This is a genomic window from Paenibacillus sp. KACC 21273 (assembly GCF_028736095.1).
GTDB lineage: Bacteria > Bacillota > Bacilli > Paenibacillales > Paenibacillaceae > Saccharibacillus > Saccharibacillus kyungheensis.
The window spans coordinates 3,873,562-3,893,963 of record NZ_CP117876.1; the positions used below are offsets into that span (position 1 = coordinate 3,873,562).

The 20,402-nt window shown below is 40.2% G+C and carries 20 protein-coding genes and 1 riboswitch; of the genes, 2 read left to right on the top strand and 18 right to left on the bottom strand.

Features of this window, described 5'->3' with window-relative positions:
• Positions 1-32 precede the first annotated feature (32 nt).
• Positions 33-166, bottom strand: a riboswitch (SAM riboswitch).
• Positions 167-631: 465 nt separating this feature from the next.
• Positions 632-1,567, top strand: a complete 936-nt coding sequence (gene corA, locus PQ460_RS16990) for a magnesium/cobalt transporter CorA (RefSeq protein ID WP_204825064.1) — start codon at positions 632-634, stop codon at positions 1,565-1,567.
• Between the two features lie 236 nt (positions 1,568-1,803).
• Here the strand turns inward: corA and PQ460_RS16995 are convergent, their stop codons facing one another.
• The 15 genes from PQ460_RS16995 to PQ460_RS17065 all read right to left on the bottom strand — a co-directional run bounded on the left by PQ460_RS16995 (position 1,804) and on the right by PQ460_RS17065 (position 15,262).
• Entirely contained in the window at positions 1,804-4,587 is a 2,784-nt protein-coding gene (locus PQ460_RS16995; RefSeq protein WP_274170539.1) for an HAD-IA family hydrolase, read from the bottom strand.
• 241 nt (positions 4,588-4,828) lie between these two features.
• A complete protein-coding gene (locus tag PQ460_RS17000; protein WP_204825066.1) occupies positions 4,829-5,293 on the bottom strand; it encodes a disulfide oxidoreductase in 465 nt (154 codons plus the stop codon).
• 4 nt (positions 5,294-5,297) lie between these two features.
• Positions 5,298-6,041, bottom strand: coding sequence for a DsbA family protein (locus PQ460_RS17005; protein WP_274170540.1), 744 nt, complete (start codon positions 6,039-6,041; stop codon positions 5,298-5,300).
• The gene (locus PQ460_RS17010; protein ID WP_274170541.1) at positions 6,031-6,933 is read right to left on the bottom strand and encodes an ROK family protein; all 903 of its coding nucleotides are present in this window, start codon (positions 6,931-6,933) and stop codon (positions 6,031-6,033) included. The genes PQ460_RS17005 and PQ460_RS17010 overlap by 11 nt, the downstream gene beginning before the upstream one ends.
• A 124-nt stretch (positions 6,934-7,057) precedes the next feature.
• Complete coding sequence (locus PQ460_RS17015) at positions 7,058-8,143, bottom strand: phosphodiester glycosidase family protein (RefSeq protein WP_274170542.1); 1,086 nt, start codon at positions 8,141-8,143, stop codon at positions 7,058-7,060.
• Entirely contained in the window at positions 8,144-9,022 is an 879-nt protein-coding gene (locus PQ460_RS17020; RefSeq protein WP_274170543.1) for a 5'-3' exonuclease, read from the bottom strand. It lies immediately after the preceding gene.
• A 148-nt stretch (positions 9,023-9,170) separates the two neighbouring features.
• Positions 9,171-9,614 carry a GNAT family N-acetyltransferase gene (locus PQ460_RS17025; protein ID WP_274170544.1) on the bottom strand — a complete coding sequence of 148 codons (444 nt, stop codon included), beginning with the start codon at positions 9,612-9,614 and terminating at the stop codon, positions 9,171-9,173.
• A gap of 100 nt (positions 9,615-9,714) precedes the next feature.
• Positions 9,715-10,149, bottom strand: coding sequence for a hypothetical protein (locus tag PQ460_RS17030; RefSeq protein ID WP_274170545.1), 435 nt, complete (start codon positions 10,147-10,149; stop codon positions 9,715-9,717).
• Between the two features lie 210 nt (positions 10,150-10,359).
• Entirely contained in the window at positions 10,360-10,722 is a 363-nt protein-coding gene (locus tag PQ460_RS17035) for an arsenate reductase family protein (protein ID WP_273615439.1), read from the bottom strand.
• Between the two features lie 70 nt (positions 10,723-10,792).
• Complete coding sequence (locus PQ460_RS17040) at positions 10,793-11,704, bottom strand: RluA family pseudouridine synthase (protein ID WP_274172955.1); 912 nt, start codon at positions 11,702-11,704, stop codon at positions 10,793-10,795.
• Positions 11,705-11,788: 84 nt separating this feature from the next.
• Positions 11,789-12,355 (bottom strand): cob(I)yrinic acid a,c-diamide adenosyltransferase, encoded by a 567-nt coding sequence (locus tag PQ460_RS17045; protein ID WP_273615438.1) that lies wholly within the window; start codon positions 12,353-12,355, stop codon positions 11,789-11,791.
• A 30-nt stretch (positions 12,356-12,385) separates the two neighbouring features.
• Positions 12,386-12,931: a hypothetical protein gene (locus tag PQ460_RS17050; protein WP_273615437.1), complete on the bottom strand. Its 546-nt coding sequence runs from the start codon at positions 12,929-12,931 to the stop codon at positions 12,386-12,388.
• A gap of 165 nt (positions 12,932-13,096) precedes the next feature.
• Positions 13,097-13,306 carry an aspartyl-phosphate phosphatase Spo0E family protein gene (locus tag PQ460_RS17055; RefSeq protein ID WP_273616262.1) on the bottom strand — a complete coding sequence of 70 codons (210 nt, stop codon included), beginning with the start codon at positions 13,304-13,306 and terminating at the stop codon, positions 13,097-13,099.
• A gap of 162 nt (positions 13,307-13,468) precedes the next feature.
• Complete coding sequence (locus PQ460_RS17060) at positions 13,469-14,671, bottom strand: aminotransferase class I/II-fold pyridoxal phosphate-dependent enzyme (RefSeq protein WP_204825077.1); 1,203 nt, start codon at positions 14,669-14,671, stop codon at positions 13,469-13,471.
• A 90-nt stretch (positions 14,672-14,761) separates the two neighbouring features.
• Entirely contained in the window at positions 14,762-15,262 is a 501-nt protein-coding gene (locus tag PQ460_RS17065) for an Lrp/AsnC family transcriptional regulator (protein ID WP_069327277.1), read from the bottom strand.
• Positions 15,263-15,465: 203 nt separating this feature from the next.
• On the opposite strand from PQ460_RS17065, the gene PQ460_RS17070 reads away from it, so the two are divergent.
• Positions 15,466-16,716, top strand: a complete 1,251-nt coding sequence (locus tag PQ460_RS17070) for an NAD(P)/FAD-dependent oxidoreductase (RefSeq protein WP_273615435.1) — start codon at positions 15,466-15,468, stop codon at positions 16,714-16,716.
• Between the two features lie 117 nt (positions 16,717-16,833).
• Here PQ460_RS17070 and PQ460_RS17075 read toward each other — a convergent pair whose 3' ends face one another.
• The 3 genes from PQ460_RS17075 to PQ460_RS17085 all read right to left on the bottom strand — a co-directional run bounded on the left by PQ460_RS17075 (position 16,834) and on the right by PQ460_RS17085 (position 20,376).
• A complete protein-coding gene (locus PQ460_RS17075; RefSeq protein ID WP_274170546.1) occupies positions 16,834-17,454 on the bottom strand; it encodes a hypothetical protein in 621 nt (206 codons plus the stop codon).
• A gap of 42 nt (positions 17,455-17,496) precedes the next feature.
• Positions 17,497-17,895 carry a DUF350 domain-containing protein gene (locus tag PQ460_RS17080; RefSeq protein WP_204825671.1) on the bottom strand — a complete coding sequence of 133 codons (399 nt, stop codon included), beginning with the start codon at positions 17,893-17,895 and terminating at the stop codon, positions 17,497-17,499.
• A gap of 108 nt (positions 17,896-18,003) precedes the next feature.
• A complete protein-coding gene (locus PQ460_RS17085; RefSeq protein ID WP_274170547.1) occupies positions 18,004-20,376 on the bottom strand; it encodes an endonuclease MutS2 in 2,373 nt (790 codons plus the stop codon).
• Positions 20,377-20,402: the final 26 nt, after the last annotated feature.

Sequence of the window (20,402 nt, forward strand, 5' to 3'; positions counted from 1 at the left end):
TTGCGATATGTTCGCGTATATAATAGACGCCTCTCTCATCTGTCAGCAGATATTAAGTCTAGAATGATACATCAACTTATATCTCTGCAAGAATTAGCACCGTGCGGTTATACCGCCGGTTGCCGGGTTTCATCGGGCTAGTCCCTCCACCTGCTCTTGATAAGATTTGCTTATTCAATTTAAAATAACATGTTTTGATACTTTTCTTATACCATAATTTATACTATTCTACGGTCTGCCGTCAAGTGCTGTGAAAAATGTATTAGATTGAACCGATAAATAAGTTGTTGGTAACTATATTGGTTGATTTCAAAAGAGGTTTCTTATTTAAGCTTGAAAGGCTTCCACGACCACGGTATACTTAACAAGTATTTGACGTTTTTTCATAGTTTTCATAAATATCTAAATCACAAAGAGGTGAATTTCAAAATGGAAGGCGACCCGAGGCCCAGTTGGCAGCAGGACGGATGGACAAATTGCAGGAAACAAACGACAACCATAGGGCACTGGAGTAACGCGCCATTATTGAAAAATCTTCTCCGTTTTTCATAAATTATAGCGAAGCTTTGTAAACAAGTGTGCGGTTGCCGCTTCTTTCCCTGCTCATTTCATAATAAAGGAGTAGAACACAATGAAAGTTCGGCACGTCAATGCTGGAGCATTTACTCCAGTAGAAAATATTACCGACACACTGGTAGCACCTGAAGAAGGATTTTATTGGATCGACGCAGATTTGGAAGATTTGATCGAATTACAACCACTTTTTATGCTTCATGATCTGGCTGTAGAAGATTGTTTGAGTGAGGAAGAACAGCGTCCTAAGATCGAAATTTATGAAAGTCATTATTTTATTGTAGTCAACAGTATTCGTTTTGATAACGAAGAGATTTTTTTGCGCGCCTTGAATATTTTTCTAGGACGGCATTATATTATTACAGTGACCAAGCAGAAAATTAATGAATTGCGTGTTCTCAAACCGATTTTATGGGAAGAAGAAGTGAGTCGCGCTGATAAATTCATGTATTTGTTAATTGACCTTGTCGTTGATAATTACTTCGCTGTCGGTGACCGGATCGAAGATCAGATCGAACTACTGGAAGAAAATATATTGATGCATACCAAAAAATCGCATTTGAACGAAATTATCGGTTTGCGTGGCGAAATTTTGTGGCTCAAACGTGTATTGGGACCTCAGCGTGAAGTCATCAATACATTGAATAAAAAAGACCTCCGTTTGATCGATGATCAATTGCAAAAATATTTCAGTGACGTGTACGAGAATGCGGTAAAAGTATCTGAGATGTTTGATACATTCCGCGATCTGATGGGTAACTTACGAGAAGCTTATCAGTCCAGTATCTCTAATCGTGCGAATGAAATCATGCGTGTATTTACAGCGATCACAACGATATTTATGCCGTTGACTGTAATTACAGGTATTTATGGAATGAACTTTGAAGATATGCCTGAATTGCATTGGCGTTTCGGTTATCCACTGGTAATCGGGATTATGATTACGCTAGGTTTGACTATGTTTTTCACTTTCCGCAAAAAAGATTGGATCTGAAAAGATTAAAGCTGCCCTTATTCATCGTCAATTGATGAACAAGGACAGCTTTTTTGATTTCACTTGGTCGCGCTTATACTGCCAAGCGCTGATGGTAAGATATTTTGCTAAGCAAAAATCACTTTCTTATTTTACGGGTCGCGCTTGTGGTGCCAAGCGCTTAATGTAAGATATTTTGCTGATGCAAAAATCATTTTTTTATTTCACTGGTCGCGCTTATGGTGCCAAGCGCTTAATCAAGGAAGTTGCATCCAGCGGATCATGGTTTCTAGGTTTAGTCCATCTAAGCCGGGTACTGTAAAGTGTGCACTATCGATTCGGGTTAGTGAACTTACAGCGATCGTTTTCATCCCGATTTGACGGGCAGATTGGATCGATTCGGTAGAATCTTCAATAACCATCGTGTGATAAGGATGAATATTGACTGCGTTAGCTGCTTTGATAAATATTTCAGGATCAGGCTTACTGAACTCTACATCATCTGATGTAATGATGCGGTTGAAATATTGTCGTACTCCCAATTTTTCTACCACTTCTTCTGCATCACTACGGTGAGATGCCAAAACAACAGCGATATTATGATCGGCAAAATGTTGTAGTAAATCTTCTACACCTGGCAACAATTCTGCGGATTCAATCGTTTCTGATTCTTCATCAATAACCGGAATAACTACACCTTCCAAGCCGAATACTATTGCACACAGATCACGATTGTTTGCTTCAAGTGGCTGTGTCATTGCAACTACATATTCTTGTCCATAATGTTCTATCGTTAACGGTTCTCCGCGAACAAGACTGTATGTTGTTTTGTTGCCTTCTACATTTACATTGACAAGGCGATCTTGAAATTGTACCCGGAACGAGTACTCTGTCCAGCTTGGCGGTAATTTCGGTTCAAAGTGTAATCGACCGTCATATTGACGCATACCTGCAAATCCACCAATAATCGTTAACCAGCTACCTGCCATTGATGCAGCATGGATACCGTCTTTGACATTACCATGAATATCATCCAGATCCATACGTGCCGATTCGATAAAGAAGTTATACGCATGATCCATATTACCAAGCTCTGCTGCAATAATCGCATGAATCGCTGCTGACAACGAAGAATCATGTGTTGTTAATGGCTCATAATAGGCATAGTTTTTGACTTTTTCTAGCTTGGTAAATTTCTCACCTAGCAAATAAAATGCCAGAATCAGATCCGCTTGCTTGATCACTTGCTGACGATAAATGACCAATGGATGGTAATGCAGCAGTAATGGATAATTTTCAGCCGGCGTATTGTCAAAATCCCATACGCCTTTATCCAGAAACGAATCATCCTGACCGATCAATCCATTTTGGCGATGAATATAGATTTCATCCGCAGCACGTGCCCAATCTGCAATTTCTTCTTCGGTTAGTCCCATAACACTGTGCATCGCTAGATAAGAATCTGGAGTTAATTCTTCCCACTGTGTTAATTCATGTACAGTAAATTCTAATGCATCTTTGACCATAATATTAGTATACGTATTGTTGTTTACAATCGCTGTATATTCATCAGGGCCAGTCACTCCATTAATACAGAATCCTTTACCTGTAATCCAATTCCCTACAGATAAGAAGAATCTTGAAATCTCGATTAACATCTCCAGACCTTTACTCTGCAAAAAGTCTTGATCGCCTGTTGCTTCTACGTATTGAATAATCGCATGAGCTACATCGGCATTGATATGAAATTGAGCCGTTCCTCCTGGATAATAAGCAGAGGCTTCTTCTCCGTTGATCGTACGCCATGGGAATAGAGCACCTTCTGCTGCCATTTCTACTGCACGCTCTCTTGCTTTGGGCAGTGTGTAATAACGATACTCTAACAGACGCAAGGCTAACTCGGGCTTGGTATACAAGAAGAATGGCAACATATATGTCTCTGTATCCCAGAAATAATGTCCTTCATACCCTTCGCCTGTGATTCCTTTCGCACTAATATTCGTTTTGCCATCACGACCGACCGATTGGAATAATTGATACGCATTGTATCGTAATCCCTGTTGTAACAGTTCATCGCCTTCTACATTCACATCTGCAATTTCCCAGAATTCATCTAGATATTCTTTTTGTTTTATCGTTAAAGCATCCCAGCCATTTGCTTTGACTTCTTTTAACGTAGACTGAGCCAAAATTAGCAAGTGATCTACTTCATAATCTTTTGAAGAATAATAAACAATAGATTTATCCAATGTAACCGATTGTCCTTCGTCCACTTGCATAGTAAATGCTTTCGCAATACGCTCATCTTCTTGAATCGTTGATAACGTATAGTCATAATTTAACGTATGCTCTGCGCCACACAATAAATGAAATTCTGTTTCGGTCGTACGTTGCTCTAGAGCCATAAACTTATTTTCTTCATACGACTGAACCGTATGTAATACTTGTCCTCCAAAAGCTGACCCTGCTCGTGGATCGTCTGCTGATATTTCATTAGTCACTTTACCATTTAAGGCAGAGATCAATTTAATTTCTCCTGTAAAATTAACAGGCTTCACCGTATAGCGAACCATAGCTACATGCTTATTATCAAACGAAATTAAGCGCTGTGTATCGACTTGCACTTGTTTACCTGTGCCACTTTCCCATACGACATGACGCGATAAAATCCCATGTTGCATATCCAAAATACGTTCGTATTCTATCACACGACCGCTTAATAAATTAAATTGTTCGCCATCAATAAATAACTCAATAATTTTACTGTCCGTTACATTTAACATCGTCTGACGCTTACGGGCATAACCAAAAGCTTCTTCTCCATACGTAATATCTGCTGAATCGTAAAATCCATTCAAATACGTACCATTCAGTGCATTAATACCTGCACCTTCTAATCCTTCTTCAAAATGACCACGCATTCCCAAATATCCATTAGCAACCGTAAAAATAGTTTCTCCTCTACGATTGTGGATAGGGTCAAACGAAGATTCTCGAATCGACCACGGCTCTACTTCATATATTGAATTGCCTTCTCTCATTCGACATTCCTCCACTTTTATCTAGTTATTGAACAGTATTCTCTTACTATAGTTAACCGTTAAACGTACTCATTACATCAAATAGATCAAAATTGATTCAAAATAGACGTTTTTTTCAAGTCCTACTGTTCATACGTCAGGTTCATATATTTCTATCGTTGGATTATAAAAAAAGTCTTCTTTTCAACAATAAATGCTAAAAAGAAGACATGGTACTGATATCAATCAACGGTATGATTACTTATTCTGTTTCTTCATCTTCATAAGCGATAGCATCTGCTGCGCGACTACCTCTCCACAATAACAAAGCGATCAAGATAAACGCGATCAATGCCATAAAAGGAATCGTGATAAAACCAAACCATTCAAAATAAGGCTTATTGCAAGGAACCCCTGTTGTACATGGTAAAATTCTGCTCAAAGCTGGAATATGTTGCTCTGCATAATGGTAAATCGCTACACATGCACCAAGAATAACGAGTGGCATCGAATATCTGACAATACGTCGATCATTATGATAAGCAGCGATACCGAGCAAAATCACCTGTGGATACATAAAAATACGCTGATACCAGCATAATTTACAAGGCTCTAGCAACATTACATCACTCAAATACAGACTTCCACCAGTAGCTACAATAGCGACTATCCATGCTAGAAATAAATAGTATCGTGCTAAAAAAGATGGAGACGATTCTGTATTCATCGTATTAGCCCTCCGCTCCGGCTTCTGTTTTGGCTTTCTCAATTGCTGCTTTGAGTGCAGTATAATCGCCTAGATCGCCTGTATATTCTACTCCGTTAATATAGATCGATGGCGTGCCTGGAAGATTTAATTCTTTGCCTTTATCGTATTGAGCTTGTACTTGTTTGGCATACGTTTTGTTTTCGATATCTTGACGAAGCTTGGTGGTATCAATAGACGCATCTGCTTTTTTAGCTAAATTAACAAGAAAATCGGTAGTTGCCCATTCTGTATTTTCATCGCCTTGATTAGTATAAATAGCGTCAAAATATTTCCAGAACGCATCATTGTTTTGGTGATACACAGACTCTACAGCCAAAGCTGCTGTTGTAGAATCAGGTCCCAAAAACGGAAAGTTCATAAAGTACATAGCGGCTGTGCCATTAGAAATATAATCTTTTTGAATCTGTGGCACAATAATTTCATTGAACTGCTTACAAATCGGGCATTTGAAATCGCCAAATTCTACAATTTTGACAGGAGCTGTAGTTTCGCCTTTGACAGGAAGCTGATTGTAATCAAACGTAGTCGCTTCAGCTGTTTTGTTGTTCGGTACAAAAATAATAAGTAGAACAATCACTGCAATAACAGCTACAGTTCCAATGATAAGATTACGCATTAACTTCTTTTGACGTAATGCTTCTTTTTGTTTGTATTCTTGTTGTTGCTGTCTTTTGATGGCTGGATTTACTTTTTTCTTATTCGCCATTGGTTGCACCTTTTTCTCCAGACCATGCTAGATCTGCTAACGCAAGTGCTCCGCATAATCCAGCATTATCACCCAATTGTGGAGGGACGATAAATTGGTCAATTTGTTCATTTAAGCTAGGATGCTGTACATAACCAGCTAAAAGCTTTTGTAATTTTTCACGAATTAGCGGGAACAATTGCTCTTGCTTCATCACGCCGCCACCCATCACAATTTTTTGTGGGGATAGAATCAATACATAGTTCATTAATGCTTGCGCCAGATAGTAAGCTTCCATTTCCCATGCAGGATGTTCTGGAGTTAGCTCAGAACCTTTAACTTGCCAGCGTCGTTCAATCGCAGGGCCAGCTGCTACACCTTCCAGACAATCGCCATGATAAGGACAGAATCCTTCAAAATGATCATCAGGATGACGACGAACCAAAATATGTCCCATTTCTGGATGAGATAGTCCATGTAGCATTTTACCATCGACTACTGCTCCAGCACCAATACCTGTACCTACCGTAATATAAATACAGCTCGCTAATCCTTGCGCTGCTCCCCATTTGTGTTCGCCTAAAGCCGCACCATTCACATCGGTATCAAAACCGATCGGTACATCAAAATGTTCTTTCATATGTCCTACAATATTGTATTGTCCCCAGTGTGGCTTGGGTGTAGTCGTTATGTATCCATAAGTTGGACTGCCTTTAATCGGATCAATCGGTCCAAAAGAACCTATCCCGATTGCTTCAACCCCTTTACCTTCAAAAAAGGAAATTACATTTTTCATCGTAATCTCAGGCGTTTCGGTTGGGAAACTTACTCTTTCTAAAATTTCTCCATCCTCTGTACCGATCCCACATACAAATTTAGTACCGCCTGCTTCAATAGCCCCTAATTTTTTCATAAATGATAGTTCTCCTTTGAGTTATCCTGTATGGACAGATTAGTATTCTCCTAGATTAGTGCAGAGATGCTCCATATTTGATCATATATGATATTGAAGTCGAGATGATGTCGACACTACTGCATTATGAACCGCTTGCACCAAAAATTAACGTATTGCTTAATAAGCGTCCGGGTGCAGTAAGCATACGTCCATTTGCATACATTCCCGATGAAGCGCCTCCATCTAAATTCATCGCTTGTTTAGCGCCAAGCTTTTGCATAATAGCTGCCCATTGTTTCATGGTTGCTCCTGGAACAGTCGCAATCATCACCGAACCATCTGCCATTATTGCAATCCCACTACGTGCACCAGCAGCAGTCAAAATTTTGGGATCTTGGAATCCTTCTGCTTCTGCATTTAGAGCGATTTTGCTGTCTTTCACTAATCTTGGGCCTGCACCTACCGCAGTCACGACTTGTTGCCATGGAATATCTTTCCCATTGATATCCTGGTAAGCGATATTCATGTTGACAGTAGCACCTACCGTAAAGCGATCAGCCGCGTATTTCTGATCTCCTGTATAAACAAGCACATATCCATTAGATGGAATTTTGGTTTTATTGTTGTTTCCTTTATGCGTTACTTTGTTATTCACCACAGTAACTGCAATTCCACCTGTGAAGCCTGTATTGGTACCTCGATCAGACGTGTAGATAACAGATGTACTAGAAGCACCGGGAAGACGATTGACCCAGATAGCGTACCAGCTAGACGATTTGCCTGTTGTTGATTGTACTGTTCCTGTGACAGACAATCGCAACGAATCCATCAACGCTGTACCATTTGCCAAAAATCCTATCGTTGTGCCATATCTGCCCAAATGCGCGATACGACCGTTCTTAATTAACGTACCGTAAGGATCAGGCGCACCGCCATAAGCTTCAAAAAAAGCGCCATTAATAGCTGCTTGAGCACCATAATGTTTGACGATAGAAGATAAAGAAGCAGTCTGACCGACTTGTTGATTAGCTAGTCCTACGTCTGTTTTGGTTCCTTTGGGAATACGAACAGTCTGTACAGTAAATGTTCGTCCAGCAGCAGACACTTTCTGCGTTGCAGCTTTGATTCCTGACCCTGCTGCTACCGCTGAAGAACCAGCAGTAGGTAGCAAGCACAGAATCATTACTATAGACAATATAGCGATCATTAAGCGCGATAATGTTTTCATTTAAAATACACCTACGCCTAACATAGAACAAAGACTTTTGATCTCTAGTTCTTCAAATTTCGTTAGAATGATATCATCTTCCAAAAGCAAAAGACTGGCATCTAGCGAACAGACGACAGGTACTTCACGATGAATCGCCGCCAAGCGATGAGACATATGAAGCATATCGAGATCATTTTCAATTTTTGTACGAATCGAAGGTGTTAATTGATCTAAATTTTCCAAAATTCCTGCGATTGTTCCATACTCTTTGACCAGCTTAATCGCTGTTTTTTCACCGATTCCTTTGACTCCTGGATAGTTGTCACTAGCATCGCCCATCAAAGCTTTCATATCAATAATCTGAGCAGGTGTTAATTCCTTTTCTTCCATTAGTGACTCAGGCGTATACACTTTGTAATTACCATAGCCTTTTTTCATAATAATCACGCTAGTCCGTTCATCCACTAGCTGTAACATATCATGATCTCCTGTCAAAATCAGAACTTCCATATCTGCTTCCAGCTCACGTGAAATGGTACCGATACAATCATCGGCTTCATAACCAGGTGCACTTAGATTAGGAATCCCCATACTTTCAGTTACTTCCAAAATCAAATCAAATTGCGGAATCAAATCATCCGGTGCAGCCGAACGATTTCCTTTGTAAGCAGCAAATTCTTCGGTACGAAACGTTTTGCTACTAACATCCCAACAACAAGCGATATGAGTAGGATTATACAGTTGTACAGCGTCCCATAGATAACGTACAAACCCGTAAATCGCATTCGTAGGAATCCCTGACTTTGTGCGACGAATATAACCGGATTGTGCTGTTGCATAATAAGCTCGGAATAACAGTGCCATTCCATCGACTAACATTATTTTTTGATCTTTCATTATCTTCACTTCTACCTTCTCTCTTCAATACAGATGAATCCAATCTGAGTATATCATACCGAATTTCTGCGACACTGTACAAGTATTCACAAGACTTTAAATTTTCTGCCTATTCTATATTGGGTTCTTTATTTTCATACTAATTTATTTATATCGTGCGACTCATAAAGATATCCACTTCATCTTCAGAATCAAGCTCAAATCCAAAACGTTCGTAAAGTCTTCGTGCCGGGCTACCTTGTAGCACATTGAGATGAACGACTTTCCCTTGCAGATGAGGTTGAGCTAACAATTGATGAAGTGTCTGACTGCCTATGCCTTGACCTTGAACATCAGGGTACATATAAAAGTGCTCTAAAATGTAACCCTCCTGTTCTGGCTTTAAAGCAACGCAACCTGCTATCTTTCCTTCCACTTCGATCAACCATGTATAACTCGGATCAAAAGCATTACGAAAGCGCTGACGAACCTTATGCTCATCAAATCGACCCAGACGCGTAAGATCTTCTTGCAGAACCATCGCCCGTAATTCAGCCAATTGCTCTCTATGTATAGATGATGCTTGAACCAGATTAAGTTGTGATTGGTGCATAATCTCCATCCTTTAATCATTTATATTTATAAAAATCGCTCTATACCTGAGATGATCATGATCCATGTTCAGATATAAAGCGACTCCAATATATTATATATTATTGTTTTTTGATTTTGTACGTAAATTCCCATACGGCTTCATTACCAGAATAACGCCCTCTATTTTCGGTCACTGTGACCAATACTTTAACTGTTGAACCTTTGCTAGAGATTGAAGAGACATTTACTGTTTTGGTATTTTCGCCTTCGTCGGGAATTTTATCTTCTTCTACAACATAGCCATGCAATTTGATACTTCCCTTCGAATCTACACTTACATTCATACTTTTGCCTTCATTGATTGCTTTACCAGCTACTTCTGCTGCAATAGACCACTCATTGCCTACATGATCATTCGATACTAATCGTGCTTGTTCAAAAGTCACTTTGTACGTAGACGATGCAGCATACACAGGCGTAGATGCACTACTACTGAACAAAATTGCACTTCCTAACAAAAGAATCGCCGATGCTTTCGACCATACTTTATTCATACCCTTTTTCCCCCATTTTTGTAATTATAAATCACTCATATTATCGTTTCTTTTGCAGATAATGTAAATAAATAATTGTCTAGTGACTAGCTGTGTTGAATCATATAAATAGCAGTAAACATAAAAAAGCCTTTTGTCTGGCAAATATCTGCTCAGCAAAAGACTTTTGGACATACTCTTTAGGTGGATCGCTATATTATTCTTTCTACTTTATGCTTTCCATGCTTCTTCATACATCGATTCTTTGAATCCTACTGTCACTTTATCCCCATCTGTTACAATCGGACGTTTAATCAATTTACCATTTTCAGATAACAATTGTAGTTGTTCTTGAGCATCCATAGATGGTAATTTTTCTTTTAGATTCTGACTTTTATAGACTTCACCGCTGGTATTGAAAAATTTCTTCAATTCCAGTTCGCTATGTTCAACCAATTCACGTAATTGCTCTGCGGTAGGTGGAGATTCTACAATATGAATTAAGTTCAATTCATGACCTTCTGCACGTAACCATTTGATTGCATTCCGACATGTACTGCATTGTGGGTATTGATATACTGTTAATTTACTCATTGGCTTACATTCTCCTTTAATACTGGATTAAAAAATGATTTTATTGACATGAGAATATTCCACTTCACCATCAAGCTTCCCGTCCTCGTAATTCTGCATCCAGTATTGCTAAATCTTCAGGTAATGGTGCGTGAAAAAGCATCTTTTCACCTGTAACTGGATGTACAAAACCTAGCTCAACAGCGTGTAACGCTTGTCTGCCTGCAAGTTGATCCAGTTGAGCGATAGAGCTAGAAGGATCTATATTATTGTCTGGTCGCGCATAACCATATAACCGATCGCCAACCAATGGACAACCGATATGCTTCATATGTACCCGAATCTGATGGGTACGTCCGGTCTCTAATTCCAGTTCAACTAATGATACATCACGCTCTGGAAAAGATTCTAACACTTGATAACGGGTAGCTGCTGGATATCCATCCGGTGTGACTACTCGCATATGAGGCTCAACTAGATCACGATCAATCGCTCCTTCGATGCGATCTTGCCGTATCGCCGGAATATGATGCACATAGGCATGATATCTTTTCTTTACTGTATTCTGCATCATTTGTTCTGAAATATGTTGATGTACATACGGATTTTTGGCGATAGCCAGCACACCCGATGTATCTTGATCTAATCGATGCACCGGACGGAAGCGGAACTTCTCTCCGCGCTCTTGCCAGTAATGAACTACTCCATTTGCCAGTGTATCGGTGTAATGTCCACTCGTAGGATGCACGATAATGCCTGCTTGTTTGTTAACGATCAATAGATGCTGATCTTCATAGATCACGTCGATCTGCTGGGCTTGTGGCAAAATATCATCGGATTGTTCCCGTTCCATCCGAATCTCTAACAGATCGCCTGCTTGCACTTTGACGCTTACATATACATGTTGACCGTTCAGCATTACTCCTTGCTCTGTCATTTTAAGACGTGAAAGCAATTTGCGTGAAATGCCCATCCGGCGTTGCATAATATTTTTGAGAATCATACCTTCATCTTGCGGTTGGATCGTATACAATATTGGTTCATAATAATCGTTAGTTTCATTTTTAGCATTAATCACAATAGTCCCTCAATCACGTCGAAATACTTTTTGACTGCGAATATATTCGATATCTGTGATGCCTGAACGCACATTCGCTGTACGCGCAATCACAAAAAAATAATCTGAAAGTCGATTTAAGTATTTACGCACATTTATATTAATATCTGTTATTGCACCCAGTGTTACCACTCTTCGTTCAGCGCGACGACATACCGTACGACAGACATGTAGTGAAGCGGCTAAAGGATGACCTCCTGGTAAAATAAAACGTTCTATTGGTGGGTTTTCTGTCTCATACTGATCAATCCATTGTTCCAATTGAACCGCTAATTCAGCATGAACTTTATACTTACTTTCATCTAATTCAACAAAGGCTAGGTCTGCTCCACAATCGAATAATTCATGTTGTATCGCCAGCAATTGCTCCTGAATATCTGCAAAGTGTTCACTATCCGCTATTGCCAACGCTTGACCGACAAAGCTATTTAGCTCATCAATCGTGCCGTATGCTTCCACACGAGCATCGTCTTTGCTGACCCGACCTCCGATCACAGAAGTCTGCCCTTCATCACCTGTACGTGTATAAATATTCATTTGTCCCTCCACATGGATGATAGAACGATATTATTCTGTCATCGCTTTTAAGATTTTGAGCGATTTATTATAATCCGCAAACACAGGAATGGTAGCATACAGATTGTCTGGCGTATATTTGATTTGTTTGAAGATACTCATTTGATCGACAGGAATCGAGAATAGATGCTTTTCTTGTTTATCTACATCTTCTGCGGATGCACTACCCATCGTTACACCGCGAGCATACGTTTTGGAATCAAAATCTTTATCCAACACCATATGCCCCCCATTAATCGAATAAGATTTCATATCGTTTTCTGGCAAAATAATAATATCATCTTGTCGATCGACATATTCTAACGTTAACTTTTCAGCGGAGTAAATCGGTGTTGTATTGACTGTTATTTTCATTGTACTGCCAAGCTTGGTCTGCAAATCTTGTTTGACCTGATCTGCTAATTCTTGTGAAAATCCTTCACTACCCATAATAAAAACAGTCACTTGATTAGGATCTTTCGGTTGATCCCCACCACAAGCTGTCAAAACGAATACCATACTCATGCTTAGTAGTAATCCTTTTATCCACAATTTCACCCAACGTTCCTCCTTCAATTCACTATATCCCATCATACCACAGCTATTTGACGTAAAAAAAGAAGCTCCTTTTTGAGGACCCTCTGTTGATTTCAGGCTATAAATGTTACATCGTATCCGCTATAACAAGATCGATCATATCTCAACATTCTGTTTTGATCTGAGTTACGAATGTTTTTGATGAGAGCGCATATATTCGTTAATTTTGAGGTCAAGCAACATGCTGATTTCAATAACAACTTCTGATGTAAAAGATTGCTCTTCCAAAAATAACTGTTCCATACGCATACGAAGCAAATAAATTTCATCCTCTAGGGAAAGTATCTGTGAAGACTTCTCTGAGGACGTAGACCATACTCCATTACTCTCTGCAATGTTATGTCCACGATATCCCGGCAAATTATATTCAGCGCAATACAAATAATCCCCTCCCTTGAGTCATGATTTCCTGCTTCCAAAGACCCATTATATCACAGGATCATGTAAATGAAAGCAGGAAAATTGTTAATTCAAGGAAAAAAGAAGATTATGTGACAATTATTTTATTTTAGCTACGAATGAACCTATTCTTTCCAATGCTTCACTTAATTGTGCGACAGATGTAGCATACGAACAACGGATAAATCCTTCGCCACCTAACCCGAATACACTACCTGGAACAGCCGCTACTTTTCCTTCCACTAGAAGCTGTTGAGCAAACTCTTCAGAAGTCAGCCCTGTATTCTGAATACTTGGAAAAGCATAAAAAGCGCCTTGAGGTTCATGACATTCCAGACCAATACTGCGGAATCCATCGACAATCAGACGACGACGGCGATTATAGGACTCTACCATCTTATCTTTTTCACCTAATCCATTGGTCAATGCTTCTAAAGCTGCTACTTGGCCCATTACAGGAGCACACATAACGGTATATTGGTGAATTTTGAGCATCGCAGAAATGAGATCACGATGACCACAAGCATACCCCATACGCCAGCCTGTCATCGCAAACGCTTTGGAAAATCCACTGACCAAAATAGTCCGTTCTTGCATACCCGGAACCGATGCGAAGCTGACGTGCTTCGTACCATATGTTAATTCTGCATAAATTTCATCAGAAATCACGATAAGATCATGCTTTTCGACCACTTTAGCAATCGGCAACCAATCTTCATACGTCATAATTGCCCCTGTTGGATTACTTGGATAACAAAGGATCAAAATTTTGGAGCGTGGAGTAATCTGTGCTTCTAAGGCTTCTGCCGTTAATTTAAAATTGTCTTTGGCAAAAGTCTCAATACCAACAGGGATTCCTCCACCAATAGCTGTAATCGGTGAATAAGAGATATAACAAGGTTCAGGGATCAAAATCTCATCTCCCGGTGTAATCAGCGCGCGCAAAGCTAAATCGATCGCTTCGCTACCTCCGACGGTCACCAGAATCTCGTCTTTCGGATCATAGGCAGTTTTGAATTCATTTTCCAAATAACCTGAAATCGCTTCACGAAGTTCAGGCATACCGGCATTAGAAGTATAACGTGTATATCCACGCTCTAATGAATAGACACAAGCTTCACGTACATGCCACGGTGTAATAAAATCGGGTTCCCCTACACCTAGCGTAATAATATCTTTGCTTGCACTCACCAGATCAAAAAACTTACGAATACCCGAAGGCTTAATATCTTGAACTAATGGTGAAAGGTACGAAGTCATCGACTTGGATGATCCGGTCTGTTGTTCATTATTGACAATCATAGCAATCCTCTTCCTTCAGCGCTCTATTCCGTAAGCGCGATTTCTTCTGCTTATATCAAAAAGAGTTGTATATCACAACGAATATTCAGGTTATGGAGAGATAATCAAGCGACGATCATCTTCGTGCTCTTCAAAGATAATGCCATCTTGCTTGTATTTTTTAAGGATAAAGTGAGTTTTGGTAGACAATACCGATTCAATAGGAGATAAACGATCTGAAACGAAGCTTGCTACTTCTTTCAAATTGGTGCCTTCTACTTCAACCAGAAGATCATAAGCACCAGACATCAAATAAACAGATTTTACTTGTGGATACAAATAAATGCGTTCTGCAATACCTTCAAATCCTCTGCCACGTTCCGGTGTAATCTGTACTTCAATTAACGCTGTGACTTTCTCGTCATCGACTTTACTCCAGTTCACTACCGATGTGTACTTCACGATCACATGCTCATCTTCCAATTCACGAATCGCCTGAGTCACTTCTGCTTCATCAACACCTAATAAGGTAGAAAGAAGTTGCGGTGTGCGTCTTGCATCTTCTTTTAACAAATCTAATATTTGTAATTTAAGGTCGCTCAATTCTTTCATAATGTAATAGCCTCCAAGTGCGCAAGATTAATCATAAGTATGACATGAATCGCCCATTTCTGCCAACCCTCTGATTGGATCGTTCTCTGTCAAACGATTATCTGACGACCTGCTTCAAGAGGATAGCAATCAGGTTACTTAATGTTATTACTTAGACAGTCAGCACCGGTAGCCTATTATTATACCTTGAGGAGCGAAATATTATGGATTTGCACACTAACCGTACAGCATGGGACAAAACACTATCTGAATCCGAGACACCGAAATACCAATCATTACAAGAAAATATTGCCTGTGATGTACTTATTATTGGTGGCGGAATGGGCGGAGCTTTGTCTGCGCGCGAACTTGCACATCGAGGCATCAATGTAGTGCTTGTAGAAAAATCAAAAATCGGTCAAGGTAGCTCTGTCGCCAATACCGGTTTACTTCAATATACTAACGATAAAATGATGACTTCTTGCATCAATACATTTGGCGAACAAAATGGCGTATTGTTTTACCGCCTTTGCCAGCAAGCGATGGAGTATCTAATCGACATTGCTCCAACATTACCGATTGATGCTCAATTGATTCCACGCAGTAGTCTATATTATGCAAGTAATCCTGAAGATGTACCTGCTTTGAAAGAAGAATATGACAATCTCAAACGTTTTGGATTTGAAGCTGAATATTGGGATGCAGAAGAAATAGCGAAACGTTTTTCTTTTGAAAAAGCCGGTGGATTGTATACGCATGGCGATGCTGAAGTGAACCCTTATCGCTTTATTCATGCATTGATGGCTGATGCAATGAATCATGGTGCACAATTATATGAAGGTGTAGAAATCACAAGTCATGTTGCTGATGATACAGGCGTTACCTGTTATGCAGGTAATATCGAGATTCGTGCACGTACTGTAATCTATGCTACAGGTTATGCGACTCAAGAAATGAAAAAAGAACGTGGCGCATTTCTAGAAACGACGTATGCGATTATGACGAACCCTGTAGAAAGTTGGGATGGTTGGCATGAGCAAAGCATGGTCTGGGAAACGACACGTCCATACCTGTATATGAGAACGACTGCGGACAATCGAATTGTTGTAGGCGGCTTGGATGAGCCATTTACAGATCCGGAATGGCGCGATGTTCGTATGGTGAAGCAATCTCAAAAGTTGCTAGAAGAAGTACAGACACTATTTCCAAATGTAGGAGAGTTGTCGATTGATTATGCATGGGCAGCGGTATTCGGTTCTAGCCGTGATGGATTGCCTTATATCGGTGGACATCCTGATTATCCTCATAGTTATTTTGTTGAAGGATATGGTGGGAATGGAACAGTCTATAGCGCTATTGCAGCTCAATTGCTAGCAGATACGATTACTGGAATCGAGCGTCCTGAATTAGAACTGTTTGGATTGACTCGTACAACCAAACCTTCTCCTGCAACAGTCGACGATATTGTGGTGTAATCTACAGTAACCGATTTATTGCATAATCATATCATCCTATATTACAAAGCAAAAAGCTCTTACTCTCACCTATTATCAGGTAGAGAATAAGAGCTTTTTATTTATTGTTCGATATGCTTATTGTTCGTTTAAATTAGTAATCTTGTCGATAATCGCTACACGCTCATCTTCACACAGACTTTGATGCACATGGAAGCAACTTGGACATACATATACATTCACTTTAAATGTAGATGGTAAAATCGCTACATTTTTGGCTGTTGCAGGCAAAGGGGTAAATCCAGCTCCACCCATTGCTTGCGTACCTGCAAGCAACATATATTCCTGACAATGTGGACATTGCGGAATCTCTTCTTGCTGATCCAGCAATTGCTCTACATTTTCTTCATACTGCACCATGTTGAAATTCTCATCACCATATTGCTCAATCGTTTTGAGTGAAGATAGACTTGGTTGTGTAAATAGTTCTGCATCGTTCAACAGACTGGTTGCTCGGGAAGCAAAAGATTGTTGCTCTTCTTCAGGTTGAGCAGCAGGTGCTACAGGAGCTCTACGAACTTCAGCAGGTGGCTTCTGTCCGCCTTCCACATATTCCTCATCTTCGTCTTCATCTAAAGCAATATTAAGCGTACGATAACCATTTAATTCATTATGACAGTGCGGGCACAATTCTTCCGGTCCAAATTCGGGGTCCCATACAATCTCACTATCACACCAAGGACATATTGTTGTATCCATGTTGTAATTCCTCTCATCACTCATATTTCAGTTCAATCTTGATTATAAAATAGTTGCCCCTATCACGTACGATAAGGAGATCGATATAATCATAGAGATCAAACCTACAGCTTTGTTATCTGCTGCAATTTCTTCGTCAATTTTAAAAACAGGTGTCAAAAATTCAAATATAAAATAAGCAGCGAGAAGTAAAACAAAACCGATAACCGACCAGCCGAGACTTTCATATACCGTACTATGCGCTTCGATCGAAAACCGCATAATATTACAAATCCCGAAAATCTTACCGCCTGTTGCCATTGCTACCGCTACATTACCGCGTCTTATTTCATCCCAGCATTTATATTTGGCTACCATTTCGAAACACCATAGAAATACGATAAGCTGTAGTACAGCTACCGAGAAAAAACCGATCATCATCCCGACCGGATGTGCAAGCATCGGATCAATATAATCTTTCACGCCACTTCATAGCTCCTTCCGGTACTGAAATCATCTACAGACATTTCTATTCATTACGCATGAACACTGTAATGGTTTCAAGCCGGATTATTTCAGTACAGCTACAGTAACGCCATTGCCGCCTTCATTGTATTCACCGGTACGGAAACTTTTAACATGCTTATGACGACGCAAGAAATCTTGAATCCCTGTTCTTAGCACACCTGTACCTTTACCATGAATAATATAAATCTGCCCCAGGTTTGCTAAAAAAGCTTCATCAAGAAAACGATCCACTTCCATTAATCCTTCTTCTACATTAGCACCACGTAGATCAAGTTCAGAGCGCATATTGTCTTCGCGTGAACGTTTGATCGTGGTAGCTTTCTTCTGTGGCTGTGCGTTGATCGTAGCGGCTGACTGTACTAATTCTAGATCACTTAACGCTACTTTCATTTTCAAAATACCCATCTGTACGACAGCTTCTTTGGTTCCCGATAATTCTACGATATGTCCACGTTGATTCAGACTGTACACCATTACATCATCACCAGGACCAAGTGGTTTGACTTTTTTGGACTCGGTAGAAGAAGCAGATTTCTTCTTCGCACGTTGCCCTGGTGTAGCATCATCCAATTGTTTGCGAGCTGCAATCAACTTGTGATCTTTTACAGAAGCGCCTTCTTCTTGCGCAAGCTGGCGTAATGAACGAATCACTTCATCGGCTTCTTTACGCGCTTTTTCGATAATCTCACGTGCTTCTTCGTCCGCTTTTTCCAGACGTTTATCCCGTTGTTCTTCTAATCTAGCAAGATCACGTTCATAACGACCACGTAATTTCTCCATATCAGAACGCAATGTAGCTGCCGTATTACGATCTTCTTCTGCACTTAGACGATTACTTTCTAGGGAAGCGATCATATTTTCAACACGTTGATCTTCTTCTCCAACTTCGCCACGCGCAACATCAAGAATCTTTTCAGATAGTCCCAAGCGTGAAGCGATAGCGAATGCATTACTACGTCCCGGTACACCTATTAGCAAGCGATACGTAGGGCTTAATGTATTCACATCAAACTCCATACTGGCATTGATCACGCCTTTACGATCATAAGCATAAGCTTTCAGTTCGCTAAAGTGAGTCGTTGCAATCATTCGACAACCTTGTGAATGAATATGCTCCAGAATCGCAATCGCTAACGCTGAACCTTCTGCCGGATCAGTTCCTGCTCCTAATTCATCAAACAACACCAGACTTTTTGGCGTCATTTGCTCTAAAATCGAGATAATATTGGTCATATGACTTGAAAATGTACTTAAATTCTGTTCGATACTTTGCTCATCACCAATATCCGCATAGATCGCATCAAACACACATAATTGACTGCCTTCATCAGCCGGAATAAATAATCCTGACATCGCCATCAGACTAAGCAATCCAACTGTTTTCAATGTAACGGTTTTACCACCGGTATTCGGACCGGTCACAATAATGCTGGTATGTTCATTGCCGAGTTCAAGATCAGTTGGCACTACATGAGCAAGTGGAATCAATGGATGACGCGCTTTTTTCAATTTCAAAAATCCACGATCATTCATCTTCGGCATTGTTGCGTCCATCGAACGAGCTAATTTGGCTTTGGCAAAAATAAAATCAAGGTCTGCCAGAATATCAATATCATAATTCAGCAATTCGACCTGATCCGAGACTTGAGCTGTTAGCTTCTGCAAAATCACTTCAATCTCGCGTTCTTCACGTAGCTTGGCTTCACGTAACTTGTTGTTCATCGCTACAATCGCTTCTGGCTCAATAAATAGTGTCGCACCTGAACCGGACTGATCATGAACAATACCACCGAAGTGAGCACGGTATTCTGCTTTGACCGGAATTACAAAGCGATCACCACGAATCGTTACTAATTGATCTTGTAACATTTTGGCTACACTTTGAGAACGGATCATACTGTCCAGCTTCTCGCGGATACGTACTTCACCTGAACGTAGTTCACGACGTACTGCCGCAAGTTCCGGGCTTGCTGAATCCATCACATGAGCAGAGTCATCAATACAAGCACGAATCGCTTTTTCCAGTGGACGTTGATCAGAGATCAGTTCGACCAGATCAGCTAGCATCGGTACAGGATTTTCTTCATGTACCATCTCGACATGACGACGTGCACGTCTACCGCCCATAATCGTATTTGCAATGCCTAATAGTTCACTTGGATTCAATGTACCACCAATACGTGCACGACTCACGGCTGCACTGATATCAACAATCCCACCAAAAGGCGGAGTTCCTTTCAGACGATCAACCAATGTCGCTTCATCTGTTGTTTGAAGTAACTTTTTGACATGCTCCAAATCGGTATCCGGTTGCAAAGTAAGCGCTGCGCGTTTACCGATAGAAGTGGCTGCATGTGAAGATAATGTATTCAAAATTTGACCATACTGCATGGTATGGAATATTTTTTCGTTCAACGTAATGACACTCCTCTAACTAACAA

Excerpts from the sequence above, each read along its gene's own strand:
- PQ460_RS17070 (WP_273615435.1), top strand. The coding sequence starts at position 15,466 with ATGGATTTGCACACTAACCGTACAGCATGGGACAAAACACTATCTGAA.
- PQ460_RS17040 (WP_274172955.1), bottom strand. The coding sequence starts at position 11,704 with ATGATTCTCAAAAATATTATGCAACGCCGGATGGGCATTTCACGCAAA.
- PQ460_RS16995 (WP_274170539.1), bottom strand. The coding sequence starts at position 4,587 with ATGAGAGAAGGCAATTCAATATATGAAGTAGAGCCGTGGTCGATTCGA.
- PQ460_RS17000 (WP_204825066.1), bottom strand. The coding sequence starts at position 5,293 with ATGAATACAGAATCGTCTCCATCTTTTTTAGCACGATACTATTTATTT.
- PQ460_RS17025 (WP_274170544.1), bottom strand. The coding sequence starts at position 9,614 with ATGCACCAATCACAACTTAATCTGGTTCAAGCATCATCTATACATAGA.
- PQ460_RS17035 (WP_273615439.1), bottom strand. The coding sequence starts at position 10,722 with ATGAGTAAATTAACAGTATATCAATACCCACAATGCAGTACATGTCGG.
- PQ460_RS17005 (WP_274170540.1), bottom strand. The coding sequence starts at position 6,041 with ATGGCGAATAAGAAAAAAGTAAATCCAGCCATCAAAAGACAGCAACAA.
- corA (WP_204825064.1), top strand. The coding sequence starts at position 632 with ATGAAAGTTCGGCACGTCAATGCTGGAGCATTTACTCCAGTAGAAAAT.
- PQ460_RS17045 (WP_273615438.1), bottom strand. The coding sequence starts at position 12,355 with ATGAATATTTATACACGTACAGGTGATGAAGGGCAGACTTCTGTGATC.
- PQ460_RS17030 (WP_274170545.1), bottom strand. The coding sequence starts at position 10,149 with ATGAATAAAGTATGGTCGAAAGCATCGGCGATTCTTTTGTTAGGAAGT.
- PQ460_RS17075 (WP_274170546.1), bottom strand. The coding sequence starts at position 17,454 with ATGGATACAACAATATGTCCTTGGTGTGATAGTGAGATTGTATGGGAC.
- PQ460_RS17060 (WP_204825077.1), bottom strand. The coding sequence starts at position 14,671 with ATGATTGTCAATAATGAACAACAGACCGGATCATCCAAGTCGATGACT.
- PQ460_RS17015 (WP_274170542.1), bottom strand. The coding sequence starts at position 8,143 with ATGAAAACATTATCGCGCTTAATGATCGCTATATTGTCTATAGTAATG.
- PQ460_RS17065 (WP_069327277.1), bottom strand. The coding sequence starts at position 15,262 with ATGAAAGAATTGAGCGACCTTAAATTACAAATATTAGATTTGTTAAAA.
- PQ460_RS17020 (WP_274170543.1), bottom strand. The coding sequence starts at position 9,022 with ATGAAAGATCAAAAAATAATGTTAGTCGATGGAATGGCACTGTTATTC.
- PQ460_RS17080 (WP_204825671.1), bottom strand. The coding sequence starts at position 17,895 with ATGCTTGCACATCCGGTCGGGATGATGATCGGTTTTTTCTCGGTAGCT.
- PQ460_RS17010 (WP_274170541.1), bottom strand. The coding sequence starts at position 6,933 with ATGAAAAAATTAGGGGCTATTGAAGCAGGCGGTACTAAATTTGTATGT.